We start from the raw sequence: 21,240 nt of genomic DNA on the forward strand, positions 1-21,240 counted from the left end.
CCTGAATTGTGAATTATTTTTGAGAAATTTGACATTATGTGGTACTCACCTATTTTCCAACGCTTGCGGCAACTGCTACAACCACGGCGTCGTTTAGCAATTTTTGAAGCTTGTCTGATTGGTTTGGTTTCTGCTCTTGGAGCAGTCTTACTTAAATCGGGGGTAGGATTGCTAGGTGCCTGGCGAGTGCAGACATCGCTGCTGCTACCAGCTTGGTTGGTGCTACCAGCTATCGGACTTGCCTTTGGATTCCTTGCCGGATGGCTGGTTGAGCGCGTAGCACCAGAAACTTCTGGGAGCGGGATTCCTCAGGTGAAAGCAGTGTTAGCCCGTATACCAATTGCTCTAGATTTGCGAGTTGCCGTGGTCAAGCTAGTGGGCGGTATTCTGGCACTAGGTTCTGGGCTAGCTTTAGGGCGGGAAGGACCAACAGTTCAACTTAGCGCCGCTTTAGCAGCTCAACTCAGTCGGTGGTTTCCGACTTCGCCAGATCACCGTCGCCAGTTGATTGCTGCTGGTGCAGGAGCAGGGTTAGCCGCTGCCTTCAATACGCCGATTGCAGGTGTGTTGTTTGTAGTAGAAGAACTGTTACAGGATTTTTCGGAATTTACCTTGGGTACTGCGATTCTGGCTTCTTTTATCGGTGCCGTCGTCTCGCGCGTATTGGGCGGTCGCAGCCTGGATCTCAATCTAGCATTAACTGCTTCCAAGACAGATTTTTTTGTTCAAGATATTCCCTTCTATTTAGTGTTAGGGGTTGTGGCTGGGTTGATGGGGGCGTTATTCAATCGCGGGATTATTGCTAGCTTAAGTGTTTACCGCCGCTCTCTACGTTTTGGATTACCTGCTCGTGTGGCCCTAGCTGGGGTAGTGTCTGGAGTGATTGTGGCATTACTACCGCTAGCGTTTCGAGACAACACGGGACTGCGGGAAATTTTAATTACAGGTGAGGCTAGCTGGTCAATGGCCGCGATCGCCTTTATCTCCCAGTTTATTCTAACTCTCGTCGCTTATGGCTCTGGTGTACCAGGAGGATTATTTGCTCCTGCTTTGACCCTTGGGGCTGCCCTTGGCTACTTGGTGGGTATGGGAGAACAGACTTTGCTTCTTCCTTTCGGGATAGCGAGTGGATTACCAATTACTTATGCATTGGCAGGAATGGGCGCATTTTTTACTGCGGTAGCCAGAGTGCCGATGACGGGGATAGTAATTGTGTTTGAAATGACTACAGATTTTAACTTAGTGCTGCCCTTAATGATTGGCTCTGTAACATCGTATCTAGTTGCTGAAAAGTTAGCGCCAGGATCGCTATACGACAAACTTTTGGCGTGGAATGGCATAACTATCGAAAAAGCAGCGCCGGCGGGAGGGATAATGACAAATTTGACAGCCAAAGATGTCATGCAGCAACAGGTAGAAACTCTCGATACGGAGATGCCTTTAGATGAAGTCATCCAAGCATTCGCCCGTTCCCATCATCGTGGTTTTCCAGTGGTAGAGGAAAGTAAGCTTGTAGGGATTGTGACGCAATCAGATTTACTAAATATTCGCGATCGCAACTTAGCAAATGATACTCCCTTAGGGAAAATTATGAGTACCACTCCGGTAACAGTCACACCGATTCACACCCTAAGTAATGTCCTGTATTTACTCGATCGCTATCAAATCAGTCGCTTACCGGTCGTAGATGGACGAAAACTGATTGGAATTATTACCCGTGGAGATATTATTCGGGCGGAAGCAGACCATCTTAATGGTGAAAATGCGACACCTAAACTGCGACCAGAACCTTCATACATAGTTTACCAAACGCGATCGCCCAGCACTGGTAGAGGTAGATTATTAGTACCCGTAGCTAATCCCGAAACAGCAGGTGTTTTATTACTTATGGCAGCAGCTATTGCCCGCGATCGCCATTATGAAATAGATTGCGTGCAAGTGATGCTGATACCCCGCCACAATTCCCCATCAGAAACACAGGTAAGAACGGCAAAAAGCCGCCGCTTGTTACGACAGGCGGAAGTCTTAGCAAAAAAATGGAAAATTCCTCTACACACGCAGATTAGAGTTACCCACGATGTGGCGCAGGCAATTTTGGAGACAATCAACGAACAACACATCGACCTAATTTTGATGGGATGGAAAGGTAACACATCTACCCCTGGTCGGATTTTTGGCAACGTTGTTGACACCATAATTCGCCAAGCCACCTGCGAAGTCGTGTTAGTAAAATTAGGCAATACTCCCCATTACCCCTTATCCCCAGAGGAGATCCCACCTTCCCCAATAATCCCCAGTCCCCAGTTCAACAACTGGCTAGTTCCAGTTGCTGGTGGCCCCAATTCCCCGTTAGCAATTAAATTGTTACCGGCTTTAATTACATTGGGAAACGATCCCAAAATTCGCCTAACACAGGTGTTTAAGCCATCTGAACTAAAGCCAGATATGTCAGTTTTAGAACAAGCCATCCGCCATTTAATGCGTCGCCGCAAATTGTCCAGTACTATAGTCGCTCTCCCCGTACAAGCTAATTCAGTCGCTGAAGGTGTGATTAACCTAGTGAAAACCGAAGGTTACGATGTTATAGTTTTGGGAGCTTCCCGCGAGGGATTGTTACAGCAGGCGATTCAAGGTAATATTCCCGAAGCGATCGCCTCTGGTGTAGAAAGTACAGTGATTTTGGTTAGAGGTGCGATTCAAAAGTAAAAAACATAGATTTTAGTGATTTTATTAATGATAAAATACACCAATAATCAGAGTAAAAATTATTGGTATTAAGATTGGAATAGCAACTATAAGTCCCCACTTACCAAACTTAATTTCCTCACCCTCAGATTTTAGAAACGCAATCCAACCTACAACTCCCATCAAAACCCAAATAAACCCAAAGGCAAGAAATATAACAAATACTGAATCTTCCATTTTTGTTACCAAATTTTCTTAAATTGTAACTAATCACCACTAACTAACTTTGCTAAACTTGCACGAAACTGGCTAAAATCAAAAGCTTCAATAGTTTTTTGTTGTAAGTATTTTGGTTGGTAAATTGCTCGATTAGAGCAATCGCCTTGCCGGATTTGAATTAGATTATCGGCAATTTCTTCAACGTTATCAGGATCGACCAAACATCCCAACTTCCCGTCAGCCAAGGGAGCAATAGAACCATCTTGATTACCCGCCAATACAGGTTTACCACAAGCTAAAGCTTCTAGAAAAACAATCCCAAATCCTTCTCCTTTACTAGGCAGAGCAAAAACATCGCAGAGATTGTAATGATCGCACAATTCTTTATCTGGAAATACATTAGACTTATAGATATCAAAATTATTTTATGTTTCTTAACAACTTTTGGTATCTCTTTTAAAGATAAACTGATGATTCCCAAGCAAAATGCCGGAAGTAATAAATAATGAATACCAATATTTATCCCTGGAAATTTAATTCGCCCTAAAAGTGAAGAAAATAGTATGAGCAGGAAAAATATATTAATCATAACCTTTTATTTAGAGATATTTTTTTGACAATACAAAACCTATCTAAACCCACTTTCGTAGGCTTAGGGATAGATTTTGATATTTTTTTCAATCTATAATCCTGAGCACGTAAAGAATATTATCATAATGCAGTCTTCGCCAATATCATCTTTTGAAGCTAGGATTAATTTGAGATTTTTGCACAGCTAAATATTCTGAGGTAGAACCCGAAAAAGTCGCAATCTACCCCGAATGTACACTATCAGATATTTTTAATTAATCATCTGCCAAATTTTGAGAATGTTCTCACCACTTCCACCACCGGCAATGGTTTGTCCATCTGGGCTAATGGCAACGGCATAAATATATCCAGAACCTGTGTCCAAAGTGCGGATTTCCTTTCCTGTGACTGGGTTCCAAAGTTTGATTGTCTTGTCACTACTGCCACTTACAAGGGTGATACCATTTGAACTTACGCTTGGCAAAAAGGCTACAGAATTAACCTTATCATGATGTCCTTTTAAGGTGTGGATTAACTTTCCTGTTTTCAGATTCCACAATTTAATTGTCTTGTCTTTACTGCCACTGGCAAGGATGACACCATCGGGAGCAAAAGCGACTGAAAGAATCGACTCTGAATTTCCCTCTAAGGTGCGGATTAACTTTCCTGTCCCCAGATTCCACAATTTAATTGTTTTATCCCAGCTACCACTGGCAAGGGTTTTACCATCAGGACTGAAAACGACAGATGCGACACCACTGGTATGCCCCTCTAAAGTGCGGATTAACTTTCCTGTCTCCAGATTCCACAGTTTGATTTTCATATCCTTACTAGCATTGCCACTGGCAAGGGTTTTGCCATCAGGACTGAAAGCTACAGAAGTAACTCCGTCACTATTTCCCTGCAAGGTGCGGATTAACTTTCCTGTCTCCAGATTCCACAGTTTGATTGTCTTGTCTGCACTGCCACTAGCGAGGATTTTGCTATCAGGACTGAAAGCTATAGTCCAAATCCAATTGGAATGTCCTTCTAAGGTGCGGATTTCCTGTCCACCTGTCAGATTCCATAGCTTGATTGTCTTATCATCACTGGCACTGCCAAGGGTTGTACCATCAGGACTGAAAGCTACGGAATTCACGTCACTAGAATGCCCCTTGAAGGGTTTGGGTAGATAAGAATTTTCTGAGACGTTTTTTTGGGGCTGAATAGGCTGAGAAATAGGCTGAGAAATAGGTTCAGGAACCTCGCTGACTGCATGGGGACGAGACTGAAAATACCAAACTCCCCCTAATCCCAAGACCAAAATGCTAGAACCTAACAGCAGTTGACTTTTCAGATTGTTATTTGATTTTGGTGAAACTGGCCACTTGTTTGCTGAGGTAGCTGCAAATGTTGGTGTAAGTATAGTTGGGGGCACAGATGACAATGGTGGTAGTTGAGGTGTCAAGTCAGTGATGACTTCATCAGCCGATTGATAACGCTTTTGGATGTCTAGTTGCAACAGCTTATCCAAAACTTCACCCAACTCTACAGATATAGAAATCCCGTCCCTACCTGAACTGGTTAAATGTTGCCGCCAAGATGCAACCCAACCATAACCCTGGTATATCCACAGTTGAGATGGGCGAACTCCAGTCAGAAGATGAAAACAAGTAGCTCCCAAACTGAATAAATCACTGGCTGGGTAAGCTTTTCCATCTTGCATCTGTTCAAGTGCAGTGTAACCGTGTGAGCCAATCACAGTGCCTATTTTAGTCTGCACTGTTGCTGTCAGCAGTTTGGAAGCTCCAAAATCAATTAGGATTAATCGCCCGTCACTTTGACGGCGAATAATATTCTGTGGCTTGATATCTCGGTGAATCACTCCCCGCACATGGATAAACTTCAGTACCGGTAGTAAATCTAGCAAAAGTTGGCGAATCTCCGTTTCGTTATAGTTTGCCCGCGTTTCCGATTCTTTGAGCAAGTTTTGCCCATCGATAAACTGCTGCACCAAAAAGAGATAGCTATTTTGCTCAAAATAAGCTAATAAAGTTGGAATTTGCGGATGTTCTGCCAGTTCTTGCAGTCGGCTCGCTTCTTGTTTAAATAGTTCAACAGCCTTAGTTAGGGGCCCAGTTCCCTGAAGTTTTGGCGCGAATTGCTTAACAACACAGCATTCATTCAGTTTGTGTACATCTTTTGCCAGATAGGTTCTACCAAATCCGCCTTCGTCTGATAAAACCTGAGTGGGGCGATAGCGACCTCCTAGCAGGGGTATCAATTCCGCTCTACAACTGTGGCAATAGTTGTTTTTGTCAGGATTTAAGGGTTTTTGGCAATCGGGATTCACACAACAGAGCATACTGGGAATCCATTTGAATTGGGGTATATATTCATCTTAAGTCATGCAGTATAATCTCTCTTGTTAGTAAATATCACTGAGACACCATACAAATCCCCAATTTACTTACCTCATCAGGTATTGAACAATTTAGATAAATTACAAAAAATAGTGTTTGAGCGATGCCTTTTGACGAATTGATGGGCATCAAGTCTGCTTGTGTATTACATCTGTGTGAGTCATTTAGTCAGGTTTACAAAAATATCTGGGCAAAAATCCGAAAAGCAGCAATTTAAGTTTGTAGCTCAGTATATACTTACGAAATTGAGATTTCCTCTAGTAGTCTAAATTGAAAATATAATTTTTCCGATTTGATTGTGGCAAATATTTGGATATGTAGGATATACGAATTCATTTGATTACAGGCGATGCCTTTAGCAAGCCGCTAAGGTATATACGCTAAATTTCTCTTTCAGTTTACATAACTGCTGCGGTTAAAACAGCAACTAGTATTAATTTTGTCTTTCAGAAAGAGGCAAAATTACCAGCAAAATTAGGAGCGTAATTATGTTATTAGACAACAAGAACTATCGTCGCAAATTAAGTCATGTTTTAATTGGTTGCGTGACTAGTAGTTTGTTAATCACAAGTAATGTGCTGCCTATAAGTGCTTTAGTGAAATCTCAAAGTTCTCAAGACTTCATAATTGCTAAATCACCAGATGAGAGACAACCAGAAGCAGTAAAAAAAGGAATTGAGCAAATCCCTGCTTCTCAGGCATCAGTATCTCCAAGACGGAAGACTTCTATTGAGTCTCCAATACAGCAGACTCCTCGTGTATCATCTCATAGAGAAAATTCTCAGCGAACTTCCAGCGTTTCAGATAATAGCTCTACTCCTAGATCGTCTAGACGTAGGACTTATAACTCAAACTCTAATCGTTCCAATGGTGGTGGCTCTGCATCTAGATCGTCTAGAGCTAGAATTGCTAACTCAAACGCCAATCGTTCTAATGGTGGCTCTGGGAGAGTTCGCAAGCCAAGTTCTAATGTCGCTACAACTGGGAACCAAAATCTCGATAATTCAGCGATTTCTTCACCTGCAACACCAACTTACAAAGAGATTAACTTTGTAGATGTTGCATTGGGTATTTTAAGTAAGAGTGACTTTCAATCTGAAGGTAGATATTTTCATTTCTATGAGTTTGAGGGCAGAGAAAATCAATTAGTCCAAATTAGACTGATTGGCAGTAATGATACACGTAGATCCAATAACTTGAGTTTAAAACCCTTGTTGTTTCTGCACGATCCTGATAACAATATCATCGTTAAAAAAGGCGCTTTGGATAAAAGCAGTGGTGGCGATGATGCATTCATTTTTGCGCGACTGCCTAAGAATGGCATTTACAAGATTGCTGTTACTAGTCAAGATCCTGGAGATACAGGTCGCTATAGTTTGGCTCTCAGGAATGATAGAGCTAGCTATACTTTAGATGAATCAGACCAACTAACTGCCAAAAGCTCAACCCTGAAACAAAATGGGGGCGCTTACAATGTTTCTAATTTTCAAGGTAAAAAAAATCAGCTGATAAGTATTCGGGTAGATAGTGTTGATGAAGAGTTTTCTCCTTATGTAGCTTTGCTAAATTCTAAAGGACAGGCGATCGCGATCGATAAAGACAAAGACAAAAGTGGTGTCTACAGTGCTTTAATTGACCGAGCTAGGTTGCCTGAAGATGATACATACTATATAGTTATTACTTCCAAAAATCCACAGGAACGCGGTAAATATAGATTGACTATTTTCTGAAGTAATTACTGATTCTGGTGTCGAGACCATTGCTATGAGTGGATATAGCCCGGAATGTTTTCTTTATTTACCGTAATAGTCTCGATACCATTGCACAAAGTTCAGTTAAGGGTTATTGGTGTAGATAATTGGTCTTTTAAGACGATTATTTTGGCTTTGAGTATAGCGATCGCTAATGTAGTAATTTTATTTTCTTTGGAGAGCGATCGCATCTACACGAGTGCCAATTATTGCTCGACTCGCCAACATTGCTTCCAAGAGGGTATTTATGTACGTAATTCATGACGGATTACTTATACAAATTCCAGATATTTTGGATTTCCTCAGCCATTTCTTGGCGCAAATTTAAAGGAAGTAAGACTTCAACTTTAGAACCTAAAGCTCGCAACCATCGAAGTACGTAATAGTCTCTAACTCGGTAATCCACTTGGTAATAAGCATCTGTGCTTGGACGACATTGGAGAGTTTCTAAAATAGTCTTTTGATCTTCTGAATTAAGAGTACTTTGTTTAATTAGTTTTGCCACCATTTTGTAGTCAATACTTTTAAAAGTATCGTGAATGCTGATTCCTTGTATATAGCGTTTATGAAAATCTCGTTCAAACCGTAATATCATTAGTTCTTTATCTTTATAAAAATCGCATCCCCAAGCTTCTGTTAATTTAGTATTAACTATTTTTGGAGTTGGTAGTTGACGATCGTAATATTGTTCTCTTAATAATTGAGGAACGCGAGGGTCTTGCCAATCTAGAGTTTCTATCCGTTTAGAAACTATTCTATCTAAGCGATATTTGTACCAGTTAATTTCACCTGTTGGAGTACTACCGTAAGCACACAAATATTTAGCTCTTTCCATAAAGTAAATACAAACAGGGTAAACAGCGCACTCGTTTTGTAAATTCAGATGAGCGCTGTAATAAGTCAATAGTATGGGGAGAATTTCTCTTGAATTCCAAAGCGACTGCAATTCGCTTTGAATCTCATCTACTGCATCTTGTATGGGACTTGATTCTGGTACGAGATAATCAACATACAAAAATACGCGATGATTATCTTCATCTAATTGTTGCGAAAATTCTTCAGCGAGTAAAGGTAAACTGGGGTCAATAAAACTGAACATACCTAAAGTCTCTGCCAAATAAACTTTATTTTTACTACTAAAATAAGTTTCAATAACTGGCAATATTTCGACTCGATAGTAATACTTACTTCTCCCAGGTGTGCAATATACCCTTTGCAAATACTTTCGACTGACTAATAAATCTAAATCACTTTGCAATGATTTGCGAACTTGAGAAAATAAGCGTTCTTCTAGTAATTTCTCTAGTTCAGAATTAGATATTGATATTTTTTGTTGTAGAGAATATTTCCATTGCTCTATAGGTACTTCTAATTCTAGAAACCATTGTCTAATAGTTTTGACACAAGCACAATTCGGGTCTTGGTGATTGAGAATAGCTTCCTGTTTTTCGTCTTTATGAGTTTGACTAAAGAAAGCTTGACGCCAATCTGCGTAAGTAAAATTATTTCCTAATTTTGTATGCTCTTTGTCGTGATAAAGCCAATGCAGCAACGCCCATAACCGGATAGCACGGGTAAGATTTTGACTTTGGTCTAAAGAGCCTTTGGCTAGTTGTTGTAATAATTGTAAAGATGGGGGATGAGTAAAACGTATATTCACGGTAGCTGAGTACGTCTGAGATACGCCTTCCAGATTAGCAAGTATTGGAAGGGGGTATTTCCGATACCATGTAATACTAGTGGTAGATTTTTAAACAGCTGATACCTCAACCCCATGAGTACAAACGAGTTTGAACAGTATAAAGTTGACCATCTGTTTTTGCTGGTAGGTCAAAATCCCCTACCTAATTATGTAGCAACCAAGCTGTTGCTTCACCGGGGTGAGACAGCGTATTTAGTACATACTACAGATACTTTGGATGAAGCCAAGCGGCTGAAAAAGAGTTTTGAAAGTGAGTTTAATGTGGAATTGCGATCACTTAATCATTATGAGTCAGATGCTTACCACATTCAAAAAGAAATTGCAGCCAAGCTAAAAAGCATCAATAACGGGAAAATAGGGCTAAATTATACAGGTGGTACAAAAGCAATGTCCGCGCACTCTTACCGAACCTTGTTTTATGAAGAGATTCAAGATAAAACTGGTAAAGTATACAGACGGCGCAAGGGTATGATTTTTAGCTATCTTGACCCTCGTAGGTTAGAAATATGTATAGATAGGGAAGATAATGAACGGGAGCGTTTAAAAGTTAAACCAGACACGCTGCAAATTCCACTTATCACAATTTTTCAGTTACATGGGTTGAATTTAAAAAAAAATCCGACTCAGCAAGCACAGTCACCAGAATTAGCTCAAGAACTTGTCAAAGTGTTTGCAGATAAGGCTAAGCAAACCCAGTGGTTTGATTGGTATAACAAAATATTTTCTCAAGCAGCACGCAAGGATAATCGAAAATGGAAGAATAAGACTGATTTGGCTAAGTTATTCATACCTTTAGATAAATTATCATTAGAAATAGTAGAAGTATTCAATAATCAACAGCTATTAACAAGTGACGATAATCTGGCTTTAGGAGAAGTCAAAAAACTCGGAGTCTTTCCAGAAATTGAAGATTTGTGTAAATTTTTAGATGGAATATGGCTAGAGCATTATGTTTTAGAGCAAATTAAAAAGATTGCTCATAGCCAATCCATACTATACTATGGCTTAAATTTTATTATTCCGCCTCAGGGAACTAAAGATGGCTTTGAATTTGATGTAGCCTTTACACGGGGTTATCAGCTTTTTGCAATTTCTTGCACAAGTGATAACGATAAAAAGTTGTGCAAAAGTAAACTTTTTGAAGCATATTTAAGAGCTATACAAATGGGAGGAGAAGAAGCAAGGGTGGCTTTAGTTTGCTGTTCTGATGAACCAGATACTCTCAAAGCAGAAATTGCTGATACACTCTCCAATAAGAAAATTGCTGTTTTTGGACGTGCAGATTTACTAAATCTGTCTGAGAACATTATTAAGTGGATTGTTGACAATGATAGGGAGGCAAAATGACACAGTTTACTATAGTTGATACAACTGGCAAGCAAAATTATATCTTCAATACCAACCGTCTGCGCGAAAATATTGGAGCTTCGTTTCTCTTGTCCCAAGCTACAAAAGAATGGCTTGAAGATATACTAAAAACTAGATTTGGAGTTCCTAAAAAGCCTCAATCAGAACCTATTGAAACTAGTGGACTTGGTGCAGAAATAGTTTATGCAAATGGTGGTAATGCACTGATAATATTTAAGTCACGGGAAATTGCTATCAAGTTTACTCGGCTATTGAGTAAAAAAGTTTTAACCGAAGCATCAGGAGTTAATTTATTAGTTGTTCATGCTGATTTTGATTGGGAAAATGACAATTTATATACAATAGTTGAAGACTTAAAGAAAAATGAATTAGAGCATCAAAAATCCGAACGGATACATTCTGCATCATTACTTGGTTTAGGTGTCACTGGTAGTTGTAATTCAACTCAACTCCCTGCTGTAGATAGAAGTGATAAGTACATCGATTATGATGACGATGAAGGAAAAGATAGCTATTTAATTTCTACTGAAACAAGGCAAAAGCTAAAAGCTGTTAGAAAAGCTAATCGAAAACTCCAGCAAATTTTCTCGAATGTAGTTGACGAAAATATTTATCAATTTCCCTACCGAAGCGATAATTTAGGACGTTCTGAAGGTGAATCTAGCTATGTAGCAGTTGTGCATATTGATGGTAATGGCATGGGAGATAGATTTAAAAAGCATGGTGAGGGTGAGGGTAAGAAGAATAGAGATTACATTAATGCAATGCGAGATTTTTCTAACAGTGTTGAAACAGCAGGTACTGAGGCGCTGAAAGCTGTGACTGAAACTATTGTAAATTCCATTAAATCGGGAAGAGTTGTCGGTAAACTTGGAGGATTTGATTTAAATAAAAATAGCAAAAGTAATATTTTTTATCTTCCTTTCCGTCCTTTAGTTTATGGAGGTGATGACATTACCTTTATTTGTGAAGGTAGATTAGGTTTAGAATTGGCTGCATTATTCTTGCAAAAGTTTGAGGAGCAAAAAGTCACTGATGGAGAACCTTTAACAGCTTGCGCTGGTATTTGCGTCGTCAAAGCTCATTATCCTTTTTCACGTGCTTATAAAATGAGTGAAGATTTATGTAACGTAGCAAAAAAATTTGTGAAATCTGAGCAACAAAAACATGGAGTAGACTATTTTTCAGCAATTGATTGGCATTTAGCAGCTAGCGGTTTACTTGGTTCAATATCAGAAATTCGTCAACGTGAATATCGAGTGAATAATAAATCTTGGCATTTAGAAATGCGTCCATTATGGTTAAAACGCGATGATGAATGGCGTACTTGGTCAGGTTTTACTCAAGTTGTGAGCGAATTCAAGCAAGGAGATAATTGGAGAGAACGTCAAAACAAAATTATGGCGTTGCGAGAGGTACTACGTCAGGGTTGTATTGAAGCTGTTAGGGAATTTTTGCTGAATTATAAATTACCAAATTTACCATTGTTTCCAGAATCATCTAGTCAAAGTGAACAATTGATAAAGCAGGGTTGGAACAACGAAATTTGCGGTTACTTCGATGCAATTGAAGCTATGGATTTTTATCTAAAAATTGGAAGTGATTAGGTGACTATATATAAATTGAAAATTACACTTTTGAGTGATACAACTTTTGGTAGAGGTGACGGTATAGCTGGTTTAATTGACCAAGAAGTAGAGCATGATGCTTATGGATTTCCTTACTTGCGCGGACGGACTTTGAAGGGGTTGTTAAGCGAAGAATCAGATAATTTAATTGGTGTATTACTACCAACAGATGTTTGTTCTTACTGGGAAAATATTGCTTGTACTTTATTTGGTGTACCCGGTAGTTCTTTGCAAACGATGGGAATCATGCACGTTGGAGATGCTTGTTTACCAGAAGATTTACGAACAGCAGTAGCTTGGCAAATTAAAAAAGAAAAATTAATGAACAATGAAGTTCTTGATTCTTTGACTACTATTCGCCGTCAAACTGCTATTAATTCGCAAATAGGTGTAGCTGATGAAGGAAGTCTGCGCTCGTTTCGCGTAGTTATACGTCAACTTGAATTCCAGGCTGATTTAATTTTTGAAACTCAACCAGGTCATGAAATTCTGTCTCTTTTATCTGCAAGTATCTTAGCTTTGCGACGCATAGGAAGTGGACGCAACAGAGGGAGAGGTCACGTAAAATGCACCCTACACGATGCTTGTGGAAAAGATATTACCTATGATGATTTAAACTTGTTTGGAAAAGTTGAGGAGAAAATTAGGTGAAGATAATCACTTTTTCATTGCGAACGCAACAACCGCTACTTGCAACTTCATTTCAAGGCGACCCAAATAGTGACGTTTCCTACTCTTATATTCCTGGTAGTATGATTCGGGGTGCTGTGATTAGACGGTATATGAAGCAGCATGGTTTATCAGAATTGGATTTAGCTAAGGATGAAGTTAAGCGGTTGTTTTTTGATGGGAATAGTACCTGTTATTTAAATGGTTATTTGCAAAGTAATGATGGTTATTTGCAAAGTAACGAAGGTAAACGCACACTTCCCATTCCTCGTTCTTGGTTCAAGGAAAAAAATGCAGAATTAACTGATGAATCTCCTATACTAGTTTATGATTTTAGCCCTGAAAGAGGAGACGAACTAGAAAACCCCAAACCTGTTGGTGAAGGTTTTTGGACTACAGAACGTGGCAGTATAAATTATTATACAGAAAAGCGACGGATTAATATTCACAATCAACGCGATCGCAAAAAAGGACGCTCTACTCAAGGAGAAGGAGAAATATTTCGTTACGAAGCGATAGATAGCGAACAAACTTTCCAAACTGTGATTTTGTGTAGTAGCGAAACTGATGTTCAGATAATCAGAGATTTGTTAGCAAAATCATCAGATATTTGGCTTGGTGGTTCCCAAAGTGCAGGTTACGGACACACTAAAATTACTAACATTAGTAATATCATTGATACTAATGCTTGGAATGAAGTAAATATTCCTATAGATGATGATAGAACTGATAGAGAGTTTTTGACAGTTACACTCCTGAGTGACTTGATTTTACGTGATGATTGTGGGCAATATGCCATAATTCCACCTTCAACCAAACACGAAATATCTGCACCGCTAACACGAGAATTAAAAAAAGTTTTAGGTGGAGAAATTCAGCCGCAAAGATGCTTTACTAGTAGTACCATAATCGGTGGATTCAATCGTAAATGGGGATTACCTCTACCCACAGTTCCAGCACTCGCAGCCGGGAGTGTTTTTGTTTTTGAATTGGGAAATTTTTCTCTAACACCAGAGCAAATTCAAGCAATAGAAATCAAAGGGATTGGAGAGAGAAAAACTGAAGGTTTTGGTAGAGTTGCTATTAACTGGTTAAACAAAAAAGAAGGATTTCCACTCAAGCTACCAAATAAAAGTTCAAGTATTTATTCACCTGGATTACAAACAGATATATCACGCACTTTAGCGACACAAATGGCTGAGAGAATTTTGGATAAAAAAATAGAACAAGCATTACAAAATTATCTTGGACGTAAAACTATTAAAGGTGATATTAGTAACACTCAACTTTCTCGTTTAGAATTGATAGCTAAACAAGCTGTTACCACAGGTGATTGTAATTTAGTTTTATTACTTTTAAATAATCTTCCTCCTCATGCTAGCAGTCAATTTGAAAGAGCAAAAATTGAACCTAATGAAAATAATTATTATTTAAAACAGCAACTAGAGAATTGGTTAATTTATCCAGATACTTGGTCTTGGGTAAGTAACCAACAAGAATTAAAGGTTAATATTGCCAATGTAGAGCGAAGTATTAACGATGAATTTGCCAAGACAAATAAACTGGCAGAAAAATATACCTTACGCCTAATTATGGCACTAGCGAAAAAGGCAACAAAGGAGGAATATAGATGAGTTGTGAACGTCTCAAAAGCCGCAATCAACGCTTGATTAGTGAACGCATAATCATCAAAGCAACTTTAATATTAGATACACCAGCTTCCTTGGGAAGTGGTGATGCTGATGGCAATACTGATTTAGTAGTTTTACGAGATAGTGTAGAAGATAAAGCATTGCTCATGGGTTCATCAATCGCTGGAGCATTAAGAAACTATTTACGAGAATTTGAAAATGGTTACAATGCAACTGAAACATCGTTACTATTTGGTGGTAATCGCAGTGATAAAGATGGCGAACAAAGTCCACTAATTATCAATGATGCACTCAGCAGCAGAATTAGAAACCAATGGCAAGCTGCGCGACAATAACCGCTATTATTCAGATAGATATACTGGCAGAATTGAATGCACATTAACAACTTCTTCTCCTCTCTACATTCGCTGTGGGTTAACTAAAGAAGAATTTGAATGTGGTACAAAAGCAAAAGATTTACCAGATTTTTATTACATTGACCAAATCACTAAAAAACCCGTACTTCCTGGTAGTAGCTTGCGAGGGATGCTGCGGACTTTAGTAGAAATTATTAGTTTCAGCAAAATATCCCAAGTATCAGACTTTCAGCGATTATTCTTTCGTGCTGTTGCTACTAGAACCGATGATGATTCTCTTGCTCAAGCATACCGACAATATATAAATCCAAATCAAGTCAAAGCTGGTTATCTGAAACGTGATGGTGATACTTGGAAGATTATTGCAGCACGAGAAAATAACTCAACATCATTTGCTTGGGTTAAAGAAGAAGATTTATCATCTACTGATTTTCCTGAATTAAAGAGATTTGATAATCCAGTTTATTTACCCCAAGATATACCAGTTAGTTTTCAAGGAATCACCAAACCCAAAGGACGGTATATAGCTGAGGATGTCACCATTCCCAAACAATACCCACTAAATCAAGGAAGATTAGTTACTAGCGGAAACATGAAAGAAACTTCTGATTCTGATAGTGAAAGCATCCGTACCTATCACTGCGTTGTATTTGCTCCTAATCCTAACCTTAATAAAACATACATAATTGACCCAGAAGCAATCAAACATTATTGCAATGCTTTAACTGAATTCCAGCAAAAATCACCATTTGATAAAAAATTAGGGATGTTGCAAGAAAACCGTCCTGTATTTTACTGTCAACCTACACAAGGAAATATAGTTACATTATTTGGTCATAGCCCCTATTTCCGAATTCCCTACTCTCCCAATGGTGATGGTAAAGCTGCTACTGTTGTAGATTTTATTCCAAAAGATTTACGAGATGATTCCATAATTGATATTGCTGAGGCGATTTTTGGTTTTGTGAGACGCGATAAGCAACCTGAAGGGAAAGAACAAAGTCGTGCAGGTAGAATTTCTGTGAGTGATGCAATTTGTCAAAGTTCCTCAAATGACATATTTATGACTCAATGTGTGATTACTCCCAAGATTCTTCTTAGTCCCAAACCAACCACATATCAGCATTATTTAGTGCAGCCAGAAGAAACTCATGCTGAGAAATCAAAACTCAAGCATTATGCTAGTCAACCCACTGAAGAAACTGTAATTCGTGGACATAAACTGTATTGGCATAAAGGAAGTAATCCTGATATTCAACATCCTAAGCCCAATGAAGTGAAAGATACTCAAACAACTCCGATTAAACCAATAAAATCAGGCGTAAAATTTAAATTTACTATCCAATTTGAAAATTTGAGTAACATTGAAATTGGGGGATTAATGTGGATTATTAATATTGCTCAAAATAATGATTACCGTCTCTCATTAGGGATGGGTAAACCTTGGGGTATGGGAGCAGTAAAAATAGAAAGTAACTTATATATAAGCAAACGGAAAGCACGATACACCCAGTTATTTAATAATAACAGTTGGGCAACAGCAGAAAGCCTAGATGATAACCCAGATTATCAGCTGTTTTTTGAAAATTATATCCTTCAGGAGCTTAAGCAAACAGGGAGATTTAATGATATCCCCAGGATTCAAATGCTTTTAGCAATGCTGAGTTGGCAAAGTCCACCATCATCAAAAACTCGATATATGGAAATTGAACGAGAGCAAAATCCATTAGATAGCGAAGCCAATGAATACAAAAATCGGCGTGTCTTACCAACTCCTTTAGACGTAATAAGTTAATGTGCGTTCAAATTGCGTCCTATGTTGCAGTGCCAGTTTTCCATAACTTCATCCCCTAACGACAATTAAAACCGATTTTTTATAGAGCGATCGCCTATCGCCCTTCTATGACTCTGGAGAGAGAATAATTGAGGCGACTGGAAGTTGCGGCTAGAAAAACAAAGTCAGCCTGCGCGAACTAACTTTAATCTGACGAGAGTAATAAAAAAGTGCTATCAAGCCATCAAAGCGATCGCTCACCCAACCAAGACGATTGACAGAAACGCCGAAATGGCAGGTATGGTTTTCAACTAGTGTTAGTTGCGATCGCAACTAACAAAGAATGGTTTTTAAAAGACTGAAACTACCTGTTTACGTTAATACACAGGATAATTCGTTTGTAGTGCGTAAGTCCTAAAGTATTTGAGGTGGATGAATGAGATTCTAACTCTCCCTCATCCTCAATCTCCAATCCCCAGTTCCTAATCCCCACTCACTGAGATAACCGCCAAATCTTAATAGTGTTATCTTCACTACCGCTAACAAGGGTTTTGCCATCAGGACTGAAGGTAACAGATGTGACGGTGTTGGTGTGCCCCGCTAATGTAAGAATTTCTTCTCCTGTAGCTGTATTCCACAGTTTGATAGTGCGATCGCGGCTACCACTAGCAACAATTTTACCATCGGCACTGAAGGCTACGGATGTGACAGTGTTGCCATGTCCCGCAAGGGTGCGAATTTCTCTTCCCGTAGCTAAATTCCAAAGTTTGATGGTGCGATCGCGGCTAGCACTGGCTAAAGTTTTACCATTTGGGCTAATAGCCACAGTTGTCACTGTTTGAAAATTTCCTTCTAGTGTGCGGATTGGGTATCCCTTTGCTAGATTCCAGATTTTGATCGTCTTGTCAAAACTGCCACTGGCCAGAATCACACCATCAGGACTGATAGCTACTGACCGCACCCAGAATGTATGCCCTGCTAGTGTCCGAATTTGCTCTCCTGTTGCCAAATCCCAGATTTTAATGGTGTTGTCATCACTCCCAGTAACTAGAGTCTGGCTATCAGCACTGATGGCTAGGGCATGAACTGAGTCAGAATGCCCTATAAGAGTGCGAATTTGTTTTCGCGTTGCCAGATTCCAGATTTTAATGGTGTTGTCATCACTAGCACTAACCAGAAGTTTGCCATCTGGACTAATTACTACGACATTCACCTCCTGAAAATGCCCGTTGAGTGAAGAGATTAGTTTTCCGGTTGCAAGATTCCAAAGTTTGATTGTGCGGTCGTCGCCACTGCTGGCTATGGTTTTGCCATCGGGGCTAATGGCGACAGATAAAACTGAGTTTTCGTGTCCTTGGAGGGTGTTAGCTAAGGAAACCTTACCCAAGCTAATTTGACTCAAAATTGCGTCATTTTTACCAGGACTATTGTCTTGAATCAACCTAGAGACCAAACTGGTTTGAATCCGGCGAAAATTTTTATACCAAGATTCGCTGAATCCAAACAACAGAATGAAAGCACTGACTAAGATTAAACTTCTCAGTAAGGGATAACTTTTTGGTAAATATGGTGCTTTAGTTGGTGGTAATTTCCCAGATGACTTACCCGCCGGTGGCAGGGCGAGGAGTTGTTTGGGAGTCAAGTCTCTAAGGACTTCTTCGGCTGACTGGTAACGTTCATGGATATCTTTTTTCAAAAGCTTGTCGATGACAAAATCCAACTCAGGATTTAGCGGACTTTGCAAATATTCCCGCCAATTACTTACCCAGGCGTACCCAGATTCCATCCATAATTGAAACGGGGAATTTCCCGTTAGTAGATGAAAGCAGGTAGCCCCCACACCGAACAAGTCGCTGGCGGGGAAAGCTTTCCCATCTCTAATTTGTTCTAGGGGAGAATAACCATGTGAACCAATGGATGTGCCAGATTTTTGCTGAACTTTGGCGGTAAATTGCTTTGAGGAGCCAAAATCAATCAGGCTTAATCGCCCATCATTTTTATTGCGGATAATATTTTCTGGCTTGATGTCTCGGTGAATAACTTTGCGATCGTGGATAAATTTTAGGATGGGCAGTAAATCTAGCAAAATAGATTGAATGTCTCTAGCGTTATAAGCCTTGCGCTGTTGCAACTCCTTTAATAAATTTTCCCCATTGATAAACTGCTGCACCAAATATAGGCAGCCGTCTTGCTCAAAGTAAGCTATCAAAGTCGGAATTTGGGGATGTTCCCCAAGGTCTTGTAGTCGCTGCGCTTCCTCTGCAAACAACTCCATCGCCTTTTTTTGCGACCAAGTTCCTTGGAATTTTGGAGCTAATTGCTTGATAACACAGCGTTCATTGAGTTTATCTACGTCTTCTGACAGATAGGTTCTGCCAAATCCCCCCTCATCTGAAAGGACTCGGATGACACGGAAGCGATTTCTTAAAAGTGACACCAGCGGGGTGCTACAACTTTGGCAAAACTTCTTTCCATTGGGATTCAGGGGATTTGAGCAATCGGGATTTAAGCAGCAGATCATGATCTGACAGGCGCGACTGCATGACAACTTAGGCTAAGTTTGCCCCGAACTTTCCCTTAAGATAATTGACTCTCGCTTACTTGTGGTAGATAAACCCTGTTCTGGGGATTGGGGAATTACTTATATAGTTAGCTTTTGTAAATAGTAGTCAGTCTTCCTCATCTGTGGAAAACTACGAGAGCCATAAGATTAATTATTCTATCGATTATATAATATTCTGAATAAAAAGATTTTTTGAACTTTTAAACCTAGTAATTTTGCTTGTATCTTGGCAAGCGATAACTGACTAAGTATTGAAGATAAACCCTGATTAATTAATGATTACTGACTATCAAATATAGTTAAAATGCTTACTAAATTTGTTTTGGCTATTTTAAATTGCCCATAATTAATTATTCATTTGATACTTTAGCTAAAAAAGGCTGCAACTTACAACAGATTTCAAGTTAGTGAGGTACACAACGATTCGTCTGTTACTCAGGGATAAAGAGTGTTTTACTCCTGAATTCTGAATTCTGCTATATGGGCTATCTTGTTTCCTTGAATCTTGCTCTCCATTTCCGAATGGCACTAGCAGTTCTGGCTACAGGTGGCATGTATACATCGTAATTTTCGTGTTGTGTAATTTCATGTTGTGTAATTTCGTGTTGTGTAATTTCGTGTTGTGTAATACTTTTATTATTTAATTTTTGGGTAGTTAGACAGTTAGCCAAAGTAGGCAAATAACTTTCATTACTTAAAGCTTTTATCACTTCATTGGCAGTCTTAAACCGATCCTCTAAGGTAATTTTCACCATTTTTCCTAAAATCTGGGCGAAACTGTTGCTGATATTTACCTGTTTTTGCCAAGATATTTCACCAGTCTTTGGGTCGTAGTCCAATTCTAAAGGACTTTTAGCAGTCAACATATAAATACAAGTTACACCCAGTGCATAAAGATCACTGGCATAAACTGGACGTAGAGAAAACTGTTCTGGTGGTGCAAATCCCTTAGTCCCGATAAAGTTGGTATTTGCAGCTTGATTGATTGAGTTTTCACAAGCATCAACTAATTTCTCTTTCACCGCACCAAAATCAATCAGCACTATGCGCCCATCATATTCACACCGCAATAAATTCTGAGGCTTAATATCCCGATGAATTACATGATGTTTATGAAGATACTGTAATACGGGTAATAATTCCTGTAAGAACTGTTTAACTGAGGCTTCACTTTTGGGCCCAGTTTGCCGCACTTCTCGCGCCAAAGTCAAACCTGGCACATATTCTTGAATTAAAAAGAACTCCCCATTTGCCTGAAAGTAGTCTAATAGCATGGGAATTTGCGAATGACTACCGAGTTGTCCCAAAGTTCTTGCTTCTTTTTCAAAGCGCATACATGCCTTTTGCCAACTTTGGGGAGTAGTTACTTTTGGACAAAGCTGTTTAATGACACACAGTGGATTCCCAGGTAAGACGGCATTTTTGGCTAAAAATGTCACACCAAAACCACCTCTACCCAAAATTTGTAGTATTTCATAGCGATCGCGAAATAGCCGTTTGGAACCACACATCTGAATCAACTGAGTTTGTTGTAAAATGCTCTCTTGAGAATTCGTTGTTTTTTGAGAAAAACGATTCAGATTCATTAGTATAAAATATCTACTCTTAAATGAATGTCTCTAATTCTATGACAATTCTTTATTGACAACAGTAAGATTACTGAATCTTTGCCAAATCCTCATTACTCTTCAAAAAGTAAAAATAAATTTTTGTAGAACTAGCCCTTTCACGGATGTGTGACGAGCTAATTTGTAGTTTAGTAGAGGTGAAAGTTTGTTGCATGGGTACTTATAACAATTTTGTATGAAGATGCACATAATAAAACCCCTCTGGTTTAGCAAAAGGGGGACGGCGTAGCCGGGGGGTAAAAATATGTAGTTTCACGCTTAGTACATTTATAG

General features: G+C 39.2%; 15 protein-coding genes and 1 pseudogene. 10 read left to right on the forward strand and 6 right to left on the reverse strand.

Annotation, left to right across the window (positions count from 1 at the left end; genetic code table 11):
• The first annotated feature begins 36 nt into the window (after positions 1-36).
• On the forward strand, positions 37-2,706 hold the full coding sequence (locus V7L12_RS04015; RefSeq protein WP_335082351.1) for a chloride channel protein: 2,670 nt from the start codon (positions 37-39) through the stop codon (positions 2,704-2,706).
• Positions 2,707-2,730: 24 nt separating this feature from the next.
• Here the strand turns inward: V7L12_RS04015 and V7L12_RS04020 are convergent, their stop codons facing one another.
• From V7L12_RS04020 to V7L12_RS04030, 3 genes and pseudogenes are all read right to left on the reverse strand, one after another.
• Positions 2,731-2,922 (reverse strand): hypothetical protein, encoded by a 192-nt coding sequence (locus V7L12_RS04020; protein WP_104909255.1) that lies wholly within the window; start codon positions 2,920-2,922, stop codon positions 2,731-2,733.
• Positions 2,923-2,951: 29 nt separating this feature from the next.
• Positions 2,952-3,296 (reverse strand): annotated as a pseudogene (locus V7L12_RS04025) (glycosyltransferase family 4 protein); the annotation flags it as partial.
• 449 nt (positions 3,297-3,745) lie between these two features.
• Positions 3,746-5,818 carry a serine/threonine-protein kinase gene (locus V7L12_RS04030; RefSeq protein ID WP_335082353.1) on the reverse strand — a complete coding sequence of 691 codons (2,073 nt, stop codon included), beginning with the start codon at positions 5,816-5,818 and terminating at the stop codon, positions 3,746-3,748.
• A gap of 546 nt (positions 5,819-6,364) precedes the next feature.
• Between V7L12_RS04030 and V7L12_RS04035 the strand changes: the two genes are divergently transcribed.
• Both V7L12_RS04035 and V7L12_RS04040 read left to right on the forward strand, forming a co-directional pair.
• Positions 6,365-7,606, forward strand: coding sequence for a peptidase (locus V7L12_RS04035; RefSeq protein ID WP_335082355.1), 1,242 nt, complete (start codon positions 6,365-6,367; stop codon positions 7,604-7,606).
• 54 nt (positions 7,607-7,660) lie between these two features.
• Complete coding sequence (locus tag V7L12_RS04040; RefSeq protein WP_335082357.1) at positions 7,661-7,891, forward strand: hypothetical protein; 231 nt, start codon at positions 7,661-7,663, stop codon at positions 7,889-7,891.
• A 4-nt stretch (positions 7,892-7,895) separates the two neighbouring features.
• On the opposite strand, the gene V7L12_RS04045 is transcribed toward V7L12_RS04040, so the two are convergent.
• The gene (locus tag V7L12_RS04045) at positions 7,896-9,287 is read right to left on the reverse strand and encodes a TIGR03985 family CRISPR-associated protein (protein WP_335082359.1); all 1,392 of its coding nucleotides are present in this window, start codon (positions 9,285-9,287) and stop codon (positions 7,896-7,898) included.
• A 114-nt stretch (positions 9,288-9,401) separates the two neighbouring features.
• On the opposite strand from V7L12_RS04045, the gene V7L12_RS04050 reads away from it, so the two are divergent.
• The 7 genes from V7L12_RS04050 (at position 9,402) to V7L12_RS04080 (ending at position 17,091) form a co-directional block, all read left to right on the forward strand.
• Positions 9,402-10,676, forward strand: a complete 1,275-nt coding sequence (locus V7L12_RS04050) for a Card1-like endonuclease domain-containing protein (RefSeq protein WP_335082361.1) — start codon at positions 9,402-9,404, stop codon at positions 10,674-10,676.
• Positions 10,673-12,304 carry a Cas10/Cmr2 second palm domain-containing protein gene (locus tag V7L12_RS04055; RefSeq protein ID WP_335082363.1) on the forward strand — a complete coding sequence of 544 codons (1,632 nt, stop codon included), beginning with the start codon at positions 10,673-10,675 and terminating at the stop codon, positions 12,302-12,304. The genes V7L12_RS04050 and V7L12_RS04055 overlap by 4 nt, the downstream gene beginning before the upstream one ends.
• A complete protein-coding gene (locus V7L12_RS04060; RefSeq protein WP_335082365.1) occupies positions 12,305-12,976 on the forward strand; it encodes an RAMP superfamily CRISPR-associated protein in 672 nt (223 codons plus the stop codon).
• On the forward strand, positions 12,973-14,628 hold the full coding sequence (locus V7L12_RS04065; protein WP_335082367.1) for an RAMP superfamily CRISPR-associated protein: 1,656 nt from the start codon (positions 12,973-12,975) through the stop codon (positions 14,626-14,628). Before V7L12_RS04060 ends, V7L12_RS04065 begins: the two co-directional genes overlap by 4 nt.
• Positions 14,625-14,981 carry an RAMP superfamily CRISPR-associated protein gene (locus tag V7L12_RS04070; RefSeq protein WP_335082369.1) on the forward strand — a complete coding sequence of 119 codons (357 nt, stop codon included), beginning with the start codon at positions 14,625-14,627 and terminating at the stop codon, positions 14,979-14,981. The genes V7L12_RS04065 and V7L12_RS04070 overlap by 4 nt, the downstream gene beginning before the upstream one ends.
• On the forward strand, positions 14,929-16,797 hold the full coding sequence (locus V7L12_RS04075) for a TIGR03986 family type III CRISPR-associated RAMP protein (protein ID WP_335082371.1): 1,869 nt from the start codon (positions 14,929-14,931) through the stop codon (positions 16,795-16,797). The genes V7L12_RS04070 and V7L12_RS04075 overlap by 53 nt, the downstream gene beginning before the upstream one ends.
• A 144-nt stretch (positions 16,798-16,941) precedes the next feature.
• Positions 16,942-17,091, forward strand: a complete 150-nt coding sequence (locus tag V7L12_RS04080) for a hypothetical protein (protein WP_335082373.1) — start codon at positions 16,942-16,944, stop codon at positions 17,089-17,091.
• Between the two features lie 178 nt (positions 17,092-17,269).
• Here V7L12_RS04080 and V7L12_RS04085 read toward each other — a convergent pair whose 3' ends face one another.
• Both V7L12_RS04085 and V7L12_RS04090 read right to left on the reverse strand, forming a co-directional pair.
• Positions 17,270-19,297 carry a serine/threonine-protein kinase gene (locus V7L12_RS04085; protein ID WP_335082375.1) on the reverse strand — a complete coding sequence of 676 codons (2,028 nt, stop codon included), beginning with the start codon at positions 19,295-19,297 and terminating at the stop codon, positions 17,270-17,272.
• A gap of 527 nt (positions 19,298-19,824) precedes the next feature.
• Positions 19,825-20,919 (reverse strand): serine/threonine-protein kinase, encoded by a 1,095-nt coding sequence (locus tag V7L12_RS04090; RefSeq protein ID WP_335082446.1) that lies wholly within the window; start codon positions 20,917-20,919, stop codon positions 19,825-19,827.
• Positions 20,920-21,240 lie beyond the last annotated feature (321 nt).

Source organism: Nostoc sp., from assembly GCF_036918245.1.
Lineage (GTDB): Bacteria > Cyanobacteriota > Cyanobacteriia > Cyanobacteriales > Nostocaceae > Nostoc.